Origin of the sequence: Microcoleus sp. MON2_D5, assembly GCF_036701905.1 — a bacterium.
Lineage (GTDB): Bacteria > Cyanobacteriota > Cyanobacteriia > Cyanobacteriales > Microcoleaceae > Microcoleus.
Genome location: NZ_JAUBRM010000085.1, coordinates 19,214 through 27,714, shown reverse-complemented (window position 1 = coordinate 27,714; position 8,501 = coordinate 19,214). Strand labels below are relative to the sequence as shown.

General features: G+C 45.0%; 6 protein-coding genes. 5 read left to right on the top strand and 1 reads right to left on the bottom strand.

Going from position 1 to position 8,501, the window contains the following annotated elements; genetic code table 11:
• The 3 genes from QUA47_RS24700 to QUA47_RS24690 form a co-directional block, all read left to right on the top strand.
• Positions 1-832 (top strand): ISAs1 family transposase (locus tag QUA47_RS24700; RefSeq protein WP_333432696.1); only part of this gene is annotated, 832 nt, incomplete at its 5' end.
• 679 nt (positions 833-1,511) lie between these two features.
• Complete coding sequence (locus tag QUA47_RS24695; protein ID WP_333432695.1) at positions 1,512-3,443, top strand: ATP-binding protein; 1,932 nt, start codon at positions 1,512-1,514, stop codon at positions 3,441-3,443.
• A 462-nt stretch (positions 3,444-3,905) separates the two neighbouring features.
• Positions 3,906-4,436, top strand: coding sequence for a hypothetical protein (locus QUA47_RS24690; RefSeq protein WP_333405869.1), 531 nt, complete (start codon positions 3,906-3,908; stop codon positions 4,434-4,436).
• A gap of 107 nt (positions 4,437-4,543) precedes the next feature.
• On the opposite strand, the gene ilvD is transcribed toward QUA47_RS24690, so the two are convergent.
• Positions 4,544-6,229 carry a dihydroxy-acid dehydratase gene (gene ilvD, locus QUA47_RS24685; protein ID WP_333432697.1) on the bottom strand — a complete coding sequence of 562 codons (1,686 nt, stop codon included), beginning with the start codon at positions 6,227-6,229 and terminating at the stop codon, positions 4,544-4,546.
• Positions 6,230-6,647: 418 nt separating this feature from the next.
• Here ilvD and QUA47_RS24680 point away from each other — a divergent pair, with 418 nt between their 5' ends.
• Positions 6,648-7,490 carry a pentapeptide repeat-containing protein gene (locus QUA47_RS24680; protein WP_333214487.1) on the top strand — a complete coding sequence of 281 codons (843 nt, stop codon included), beginning with the start codon at positions 6,648-6,650 and terminating at the stop codon, positions 7,488-7,490.
• Positions 7,491-7,570: 80 nt separating this feature from the next.
• Positions 7,571-8,434 carry a sulfite exporter TauE/SafE family protein gene (locus tag QUA47_RS24675; RefSeq protein WP_333432694.1) on the top strand — a complete coding sequence of 288 codons (864 nt, stop codon included), beginning with the start codon at positions 7,571-7,573 and terminating at the stop codon, positions 8,432-8,434.
• Positions 8,435-8,501 lie beyond the last annotated feature (67 nt).

Sequence of the window (8,501 nt, the reverse complement as noted above, 5' to 3'; positions counted from 1 at the left end):
ATTGGAGCTAGAAGTCATAGCCATCGATGGCAAAACAATGAAACAATCTTATGACCGGAATCAAAGCCAAAAACCGTTACATATAGTCAGTGCATGGTCGGCGTCCCATCAATTAGTTTTAGGACAAAAAAAAGTCAATAAGAAATCAAACGAAGTGACAGCAATTCCGGCTTTGTTAGAGCTGCTAGAAATTGAAAAAAGCATAATAACCATCGATTCTATGGGATGTCAGAAAGAAATAGCAGCGCTCATAATTAAGAAGAAAGGAGATTATCTTTTAGCGCTAAAGGGAAATCAAAAACTCATTCATAAAGACGTAAAAAACTGGTTTGAATTAGCTCGTAAAGAAGAGTTTGCTGGCAGAGAGCATAGCTATTATCAACAAATAGAAGGAGGGCATCATCGAGTTGAAAAAAGACAAATTTGGACGGTGGCAGTCTCGGAGTTGCCACCTCTTCATAATCAATCATTATGGACTGGATTAAAAACGGTTGTGATGGTCGTCAGTGAAAGACGTTTGTGGAATAAAACTTCCACAGAAGTTCGGTTTTATTTAAGTAGTTTAGCCAGTAATGCCGAGAATATTGCTCAAGCAATTCGCAGTCATTGGGGTATTGAAAATAGCTTAGATTGGACATTGGATGTTACTTTTTCTGAAGACAAGAGTCGCATTCGTAAAGATCATTCTCCTGAAAATTTTGCTCTTATACGTCGTTTAGCTGTCAATTTACTGAAACAGGAAAAAGAATTTAAAGGAAGTTTAAAAATGAAGCGATATCTGGCGGGAATGGATAATAATTATTTAGTTCAAATTTTAGACTCGGCCAGCTAACGCTCGAAAACTAAAACGGATTCCCGATCTAAATTGATTCAGCTTTGAGAATTCAGAAGTTCTTAAAGCTCGATTTTAAATGGGTTAATTGCATTATATTTAAGAGTGTTAAGAATGGTTTTTTCTGAAAAAACCTAACGCAAAAATAGGATTTTCTGTCAACTTAATTTAGATGCGTTTACCCTGGAGAGATATTTGACTTGAAGTTAGAAGTCGCCACGCCGTAATTCATGGATTAGAAGTTAGAGGAGAAAGAGGAAACTACCGTACACAATCTGTTAAATTTCACTTTAATCACGCTACTTAATATTTAGTTACATAAAGATTATTTTTCCGGCCTACCTACTTAAGCTACAGCTTATTAGTCTACCGAACCGCAGGCTGGCTTATTTGCATCTACCTACTTATTTATTCGGTGATTTATTCCCTCGCGAGTGGAGCCATACTTTTTTATTAAGAATAAAATATCACATGAAGTATCCAGAAACCTGGTTTCTTAAGGTCAGTGCCTCCTGGAAGCTCCGAAAGCGGCAACGAGAAACCGGGTTTCTTAGGCAAGGTAAAAGCATCCTAAGTTACAAAAATTATCACATTAAATATCAATGCGGTACTCTCAAATCCGCCGCGAGTTAAGGTAGACTGAATTGTCAGTGCGTGAATTATTCACAGGTTAGCATCTATGCAGCTCAAACATCTGAATCAGCCTTCACAAGAACTCTCTACCTCTTGCGAGCATAACATCAAAGAGACCCAGCCACCAAAGCCCAATTATTTCGCTCACATAGCCCGTTCCTTGGGCAACCTCAGTATTCATGACAAAATCTGCCGTGGGTACGCACTGGCTCTTTGTGTTGCGATTGGGGGAACGACTGTCGGGATGTTGGTGGGCACTCATTACTATCGCAGAATTAACAATCAAGTACACCTCGATCGAGAAACTCAGCTTTTACATAAGTTGCAGGTGGCTTTAGTGCGAACGCAAAACAGCCAAGAGTGGCTGATTTACGGCATCGACAAGCCCCAAATATTTGACAGCAAATACCAACAGCTACAAAAGAATATTTACAGCTTAAAAGAGTTACTATCTGAAGTTAAGAAACCTAAATACCTGAAACAAATAAAAGGGATAAGTAAATTTAGAAATACTTGCGATTCGTTACTGTCTAATTATATTTATCAACTAGAAATAGTTAATAAAAAAATTAGTCAGTTGCCCAATAACCCCGCTCAACAAAGCGTAAAACGTAAGTTGTTATCGAATGTCGCTCGAAATAAAACAGGGTTGCAACTAGATACGGCTGTCAATGATATAGCAGCAATTATCGATCGCGCCCAAGAGCAAGAAGATGCAGGGCGGGAGGATCTGCTGCGAGCCCAGGCGCTGCGGGTGCAAATAATTTTGGGTAGCATGGCACTGTCGATCGTCGTAGCAGCAGTGCTGGCGGGCTTCACCAGTCGGGCGATCGCCAAACCCCTCGCCGCTGTAACTAAAATTGCTCAGCGAGTCACTGAAGAATCTAATTTTCAGTTGCAAGTACCAGTTACCAGCACCGATGAAGTGGGAGTATTAGCAGCTTCGCTGAATCAACTGATTCAGAAAGTAAATCAGTTGCTACAAGAATTGAAATCTGAACAACAAACCCAGATACTTCAAAATGAGAAAATGGCAACTTTGGGGCGGATGTTAGCCGGTGTTGCTCACGAAGTTAACAACCCAATCAATTTTATCTATGCCAATATCGACCCAGCCCGAAATTATGTTGAAGATATTTTAGATTTGCTCAAAACTTACGAAACAGAAATTGCCAACCCGCCTGCTGCAGTGCTGGCGAAAGGCGAAGAAATAGACATCGATTTTCTCAAAGAAGATTTGATCAAAATATTTGACTCGATGCAAGTAGGCGCTGAAAGAGCCAAAGCTATTATCTTAAGTTTGAAAGATTTTTCTCGCCTCGATGAGGCTGCCCCTCATCCCGTCGATTTGCACGCCTGCATAGACAGCAGTTTGCTCATTCTCAACAGCCGCATCAAACAGGGCATTGAAGTGGTATGCAATTACGGGAATATTCCGCCTGTTGAAGGCTATATGGGTTTGCTTTACCAGGTATTTGTGAATCTTCTGAACAATGCACTAGATGCTGTGGAAGAGAAAGCAAAAATTGAGAAAACCAGCTCTGAGGAGGCGAAAAAACAATCGGCTTCGGACTCAAGCAAACAAGGAACACCGAGTTTTTCGCCGAGAATTGTGATTGCTACAGAATACTTGGACGACGACTCCGTGCTAGTGCGAATTTCTGATAACGGTATGGGAATAGCGCCCGAGAGTCAACAAAAAATGTTTGAAACATTCTTTACTACTAAACCGAGAGGTGTAGGTACTGGTTTGGGATTGGCAATTGGTCGCGAAATTATTGTTAAGAAACACGGGGGGACGATTAACTTTTGGTCGGAGGTGGGAACGGGGACGGAATTTTCGATCGCCCTGCCGATTAAGCATGAGGATTCAAGGCCAAATCCGCTCTTACCACCTCCAATTGCTCGGGAATCAAATTCCATAGGCAACGAGAAAGTGCCAACCAAGGCCGAAAAAAGAGGAACTGTAAAAACTTAAAAATCATCCGTTTTTATCCCTGTTGGGAAAAAGAATGCAACTGCAAGCAAGCTCCCCAATCTGTAAGGATTCAGGTCAGGTGAAAAGCAGTAAAATCTATACGGTGTAACCATTCGAGCGAATAATCATCAAATATCCATTCTTATTAATAAACCATGAAAGCTTTGATTCTCGTACCTATTGAGAATTAAGCTGTTGATTTAGCGAAGAATTGAATTCTAGAAGTCTTTCTGTGACTACGTTTCAGATACCTGAATCCTTACCCCAATCTGATGTCATAATTCATTCCATCTCTAAAATCTAAAATCTAAAATCTAAAATTGTATGAGATTGCTTACTGACTGGCTCTCGCTACCCCACTGGGTGAGTGATAATACCAAAATAAAAACTATTTTCCATAATCTTGAAAAACAGGATTTGCTATAATTTAAAGTTGAGCAATCACTGTACGGAGCGAAAATTATGGGACTATTTGACCAAATTTTGAGCGCGATCGACAATCCCAACCAACAAGCAAGCCCCAATCAGTTGGGCAACATTCTCGGTGCGGTAGAGCAGTTGAGCGGCAACCAGGGCATCGATGCGGGTACGACTCAGCTAGCAATGTCGGTTTTGGGCGGACACGTGCGATCGGCATTGCAAAACGTGCGATCGCAGTCGGGAGACGCACAAGCTCAACAACTTGTCAACCAATTTAGCGGTACAAATCCCAATTCCCAAGCGGTACAGAGTTTGTTCGGAGCCGGCCAACTGACGCAAATAATAGCCGATATCGCCCAAAGAACCGGTTTAAATAACGCCACAGTGCAAGCGATGATACCTGTTTTGGTGCCGCTGGTACTGAATTTGCTACAAACCGGCGGCAACGCCCAAAATCCAGCCCAGGGCGGAAATCCCGTTTTGAATACGTTTTTAGATGGAGATGGAGACGGCGATGTAGATATTACTGACGCCATGTCGATGGCTAGCCGCTTTTTGAATCAGCGCCGTTAATTTGGGATTTTTGTAACTGCAGATATCAGCGGATGGACACAGATGAACGCAGATAGGATTTTATCTGCGTTTATCTGCCTTCATCTGCGGTTAAAAAATTTCCAACTTTAACCCAAACCCAAATCAGTCACAGCACCGACACTGCTAGAAGAAACCAACTTAGCGTATTTAGCCAAAACGCCCCTAGTATAGCGAGGTTTAGGAGGCTGCCAAAGAGCCCGCCGCTGCTCCAATTCTGCATCAGAAACATTGAGCTGCAACAAGCGATTTTGAGCATCAATCGTAATTGAATCGCCCTCTTGTACCAAAGCAATTGTCCCGCCAACTTGCGCTTCGGGTGCCACGTGCCCGACAACCATGCCGTAAGTTCCGCCAGAGAAGCGGCCGTCAGTAATTAACCCTACAGAATCCCCCAAACCAGCGCCAATAATTGCCGAAGTTGGTGCTAACATTTCGCGCATTCCCGGCCCGCCTTTGGGCCCTTCGTAGCGGACGACAATCACATCTCCGGCTTGAATTTTGCCCGCTAAAATTGCCTCCAAACAATTTTCTTCAGATTCAAATACCCGCGCTGGGCCAGTAATTTGCGCTTTTTTAACGCCAGTAATTTTAGCAACTGCTCCTTCTGTTGCCAGATTTCCCCTGAGAATTGCTAAATGTCCTTGAGCGTAAATCGGGTTGTTCCAAGGGCGGATGACATCTTGGTCGGTGCGGGGTTCGGCTGGAATATCTGCTAACACTTCCGCAAGAGTTTGACCCGTAATAGTCAGCGCGTCTCCGTGCAGCAAACCCTGTTCTAGCAGGATTTTCATTACTTGGGGAATGCCGCCGGCTTTGTGCAAATCGGTTGCTACGTATTTGCCGCTGGGTTTGAGGTCGCACAGCACGGGCACTTTTGCTCGAATAGTTTCAAAATCGTCGAGGGACAACTCAACGCCGATCGCATTGGAAATGGCTAATAAATGCAGCACAGCATTGGTTGAACCGCCGACTGCCATGATTACCGCGATCGCATTTTCAAAGGCCTTGCGAGTCAAAATTTGGCTCGGTAACAACTGTTTGCGGATCGCTTCCACGACAACTTTTGCAGATTCGGCAGCGCTGTCAGCTTTTTCGGCATCCTCAGCAGCCATTGTCGAAGAATAAGGCAAACTCATGCCCATCGCTTCAAAAGCACTCGACATCGTATTTGCTGTGAACATTCCGCCGCAAGAACCCGCACCCGGACAAGCATTCTGTTCCACTGCATTGAGTTCTGTTTGGTCAATTTTGCCCGCGCTGAATTGACCGACTGCTTCAAAAGCGCTGACAACGGTTAAATCCTTTCCGTTGTGGTGTCCTGGCTTGATCGTGCCGCCGTAAACAAAAATAGCAGGAATGTTCATGCGGGCGATCGCAATCATCGCCCCCGGCATATTCTTATCGCAACCGCCGACAGCCAGCACCCCGTCCATACTTTGGCCGTTGCAAACAGTTTCGATGGAATCAGCAATTACATCTCTCGACACCAGAGAATATTTCATCCCTTGAGTTCCCATCGAGATCCCGTCGCTGATAGTAATCGTACCGAACATCTGCGGCATCGCCCCAGCTTCCCTTGCACCCGCAGTGGCCCGCAAAGCGAGCTCGTTCAATCCCATATTGCAGGGCGTAATCGTGCTGTACCCGTTGGCAATCCCCACAATCGGCTTAGTGAAATCGCCGTCACCAAAACCGACTGCCCGCAGCATTGCTCGGTTGGGCGCGCGCTGCACGCCCCCAGTCACAGCTTGGCTTCTCAAATTTTCAGGCATTTTAAAATTTCCTTTGTCTGTTGACAGTTGACCGTTGACAGTTGACAGTTGACCGTTGTCAGTTGTCAACTGCCAGCTCGCCCAAAAACGAATACAAGTTTCCGATAATCGTCGTGGTGAGCCCATAATTTTAGACCAAAGTTCCGGCTCCCAGATGAATCTGTGGAGCAAATCTAAAATCTAAAATCTAAAATCGACTGACTCAGTGCCGAGCGCTGAGAGTTTTACCCTATTGTTGATTTTCTCAGAAGCTTTGATATTTGTCAGACCTTTTAGGAGGCAGTGGCACAGCAGTGCCCGGAAAGCCGTGCAAAGATTCTACAGATACTACAGCGTGCAGAGTGAATACCGTGGTTATCTGGGATGATGTGGTAACACCCATCACTCTAACGTTTAAAAAAATTGCGAGGCGAATGACATGGAGGCCGATCGAATTCTGAGGCAATATGCGGCCGGAGAAAGAAATTTTCGAGAGATTAATCTCGTCGGGGCCGACTTAAAAGGGGTAAACCTCAGCGAGGCTAACTTTACCAGATCGAATTTCCAAGACGCAAACCTCAAAGGCGCTAACCTGACGGGAGCGAACTTGCGCGAGGTGAAATTGGCAGGGGTGGACTTGACGGAAGCCAACCTCAGCGAAGCAAATCTCATCGGTACCGATTTGAGCCGCGCCAATCTCAGCGGGGCTAACCTGATGGGAGCCAACCTGCGCGGATCAATGGCGAGAGAAGTCAATATGACCAAGGCTAATTTGACGGAAGCTAATTTGACCGAAGCCAACTTTACCGAAGCGAATTTGTTTGCGGCCAACTTAACCGACGCTAGCATGATTCGCATTAATTTGATGAAGGCAAATTTGAGTTGGTCAACTCTCAAAGCGGTAAACCTGACAAATGCCATTCTTAGCCAGTCGCTTTTAGAAAGAGCTAACCTCAATCAGGCAATTCTCAGCGGGGCGATGCTCAGCGGGGCTAACCTGACTGGTGCAGACTTGCGCCAAGTAACGATGGTGGGAGCTAATCTGAGCGAAGCTAATCTGAGCAATGCTAATTTGAGAGTTGCTAATGTGAGTTGGTCAACGCTAGCAAAAGCTAATTTGAGCGGTGCTAATTTGTACCGTGCCAAGCTGTGCTGGTCTAATTTTAGCGGGGCTGTTTTGTTGGAAGCGGTTTTGATTGACGCTAATCTCAATCGAACTAACTTCCGCGATGCAGATTTGAGGCGGGCAATTATGCCGGACGGCACGACTAATGATTCTTAAAATTTGATTGTTAACTGTTAACTGTTGACTGTTGACTGTTAACTGTTGACTGTTAACTGTTAACTGTTGATTAATAACTAATGACTATCACTGAATTATTGATTCTCGGTGCGGCAGGAATTTTTGCCGGAATTCTAGCTGGATTTTTGGGTATCGGCGGCGGTACGGTGCTCGTGCCTTTGTTGGTTGCTCTCAAGTACGCCCCGGTACAAGCGGTTGCTACTAGCGGTTTGTCGATCGTCATTACAGCTATTTCTGGCAGTATCCAGAATTGGCGCATGGGCTACCTCAGCTTGAGCCAAGTCGCAGGCATCGGATTTCCAGCCGTCATTACCGCACAAATCGGTGCTTATTTGGCGGGGATATTTCCGCCTTACTTGCTGTTACTTACTTTTGGGTTGTTGCTGTGGCTGAATATTTATTTGATTGAAGTTCGCAAGCATCTGACAGCTAAGAAGAAAGCGGAAGCAGAACAAGAGGAACTAAGAGGAGAAGCGGGACAAGGAGACAAGGCTCAATTACCAATTACCAATCACGAATTACCCAAAAATTCTAATATTTTATTCAATCCAACTTTTGCTAAAATTGCTACCGGCAGTGCTGCGGGTTTATTAGCCGGTTTGTTCGGCGTAGGCGGCGGCGTGATTATGGTTCCCCTGCAAATTTTGCTGTTAGGAGAAAGCATTAAAACCGCAATTCAAACCAGCTTAGGTGTCATCGTCATCACGGCAATTTCGGCGACGGCGGGACACGCGGCGCGCGGCAATGTTTTGTGGGTTGTGGGGTTGATTCTGGGGGGCGGCGGTTTGTTGGGCGCGCAGGTGAGCACGCGGTTTTTGCCGAGATTGCCCGATCGCATTGTTAGTTTAGCTTTTCGATCGCTCTTGGCAATCTTATCGATTTATGTTTTCTGGCAAGCTTGGCAAAAATTTAGTAACGGGTAATTGGTAATTGGTAAGGTGCGCGGCAGAAGAGCCCCCTACAAAAAAATCCCGGAAGGTACCCGCGCAG